This is a genomic window from Serratia sp. 121840015-1 (genome assembly GCF_053627655.1).
The window spans coordinates 1-1,786 of the sequence record NZ_JBSEYF010000023.1 but is presented as its reverse complement, the minus strand read 5'-3'; the positions used below and the strand labels follow the sequence as shown (position 1 = coordinate 1,786).

General features: G+C 44.2%; 2 protein-coding genes and 1 pseudogene. 2 read left to right on the top strand and 1 reads right to left on the bottom strand.

The window, feature by feature from the left end; translation table 11 throughout:
* The coding region (locus tag ACUXAC_RS26905; protein WP_454267152.1) for an IS3 family transposase at positions 1–118 on the top strand (118 nt) is incomplete at its 5' end.
* A gap of 97 nt (positions 119–215) precedes the next feature.
* Here the strand turns inward: ACUXAC_RS26905 and ACUXAC_RS26900 are convergent.
* Positions 216–920: an IS6 family transposase gene (locus ACUXAC_RS26900; protein WP_342186900.1), complete on the bottom strand. Its 705-nt coding sequence runs from the start codon at positions 918–920 to the stop codon at positions 216–218.
* 681 nt (positions 921–1,601) lie between these two features.
* On the opposite strand from ACUXAC_RS26900, the pseudogene fimA reads away from it, so the two are divergent.
* Positions 1,602–1,786 (top strand): annotated as a pseudogene (gene fimA, locus ACUXAC_RS26895) (type 1 fimbrial protein subunit FimA); the annotation flags it as partial.

The window sequence follows — 1,786 nt, the reverse complement described above, 5'->3', positions numbered from 1 at the left end:
CCGGGATCTGGCCCGGGCGGATATCTTCGATTACATTGAAGTGTTCTACAACCGGGCCCGGCGTCACAGTCACCTTGGCGGCGTCAGTCCGGAGGGCTTTGAACGGGCCTCGTCGTGAGGACAGGATATGTCTACGGTCGTGGAGTCAGTCCAGTTTTTTTGGCGCTGTTGCAAAGTTTGCGATGAGGTTATCCTTTAGGCCTTATTTAAAGGCTTTATATTTCAAACGCTTTGTTTACCAGACGCATCTCGCCCAGGGGATCACCATAATAAAACGGCGAGGCCTGGCCTTTGCGTAGTGCCCGCATCACCTTAATCCCTTTAATGGTGGCATAAGCCGTTTTCATGGATTTACATCCCAGCGTGGCGCTGATTATCCTTTTCAGTTTACCGTGTTCGCATTCAATGATGTTATTGCGATACTTTATTTGTTGGTGTTCAACATCAGGCGGACACCGGCCCTCCCGTTTCAACAACGCCAGCGCACGGCCATAGGTGGGCGTCTTATCTGTGTTGATGAGGCGAGGGACCTGCCAGCCTTTCACGCTGTTCAGAATCTTTCCCAGAAACCGATATGCTGCTTTGCTGTTACGACGCGGGGAAAGATAAAAATCAATGGTGCGGCCCCTGCTGTCGACGGCCCGGTAAAGATAAGCCCAACGGCCATTCACTTTGATATAAGTTTCATCGAGATGCCAGGAGCAGAACCCCGAAGGGTTCCGCCAGTACCAGCGCAGCCGTTTTTCCATTTCGGAGGCATAGCGTTGAACCCAGCGATAAATCGTGGTGTGATCGACATTGATGCCTCGTTCAGCCAGCATCTCCTGCAGCTCACGGTAGCTGATGCTGTATTTACAGTACCTGCGTACCGCCCACAGAATGATGTCACGCTGAAAATGTCGGCCTTTGAAGGGGGTCATGTGCTGCTCCGTCAGCAAAAGGGGACACTAAGTTTATCATCACCAGCTATTTGCAACAGTGCCGGTTCTTCTATATCTGTAAGTAATGATTATTTGTTTAGCTTGGTAATTATAATTCATGTATTCATTTGGGTTGAGTAATAAGTTAAACATCCGTTTAAAAATTATCCTCTGAAAAATGTAGGACTTTTTCTATTTAACGATCTTATATTTTTAAGATTACTCCATGGCAGTTTTTTATTCTTTTTTTTATAAGAAGACGATCTAAAATTCCAAAAAAAATAATATTTATAGTATATTGATCTGGGTTTGGGGGCTTATACGTGATGTTAGTTTATTCTACCTGTCCAACATAGGCTGTGATTTCTATTTCTCAGCAGTGAGAGGGAAGAAAGGAGATTTATGTTAGGGAAGCCAAATGTGTAATTGTTATGTTGATGCATGGGTTAGAAGCCATAATTAAAACCAACTCTCTCCTTGGATGGGTATCGAGGTGAGTGTTTGCGAGATAAATTGAATGTTAGTTTTTTTTGGGGTGTCTAACATTAATAAATTTTTCCACATCTATCCATAGTAATACTGGAGCATTAATCACGTCTTAAAAAAGAATTAGGAATAGGGAATATGGTAAGAAAATGTTCCCATATGTAGTTTGTTTTTTTACCAAAAAGGAGTAGTAAAATGCGTAGCACTAAATATATCAAAAGTTTGATTGCAGTATCTCTGCTGACTGCAGGCGTGACTCATGCAGCGACAACTACCGTTAACGGCGGTACCGTTCACTTTAAAGGTGAAGTAGTTAACGCTGCTTGCGCCGTTGATGCCGGTTCTGTAGACCAAACCGTCCAGCTGGGCCAGGTCAAAAC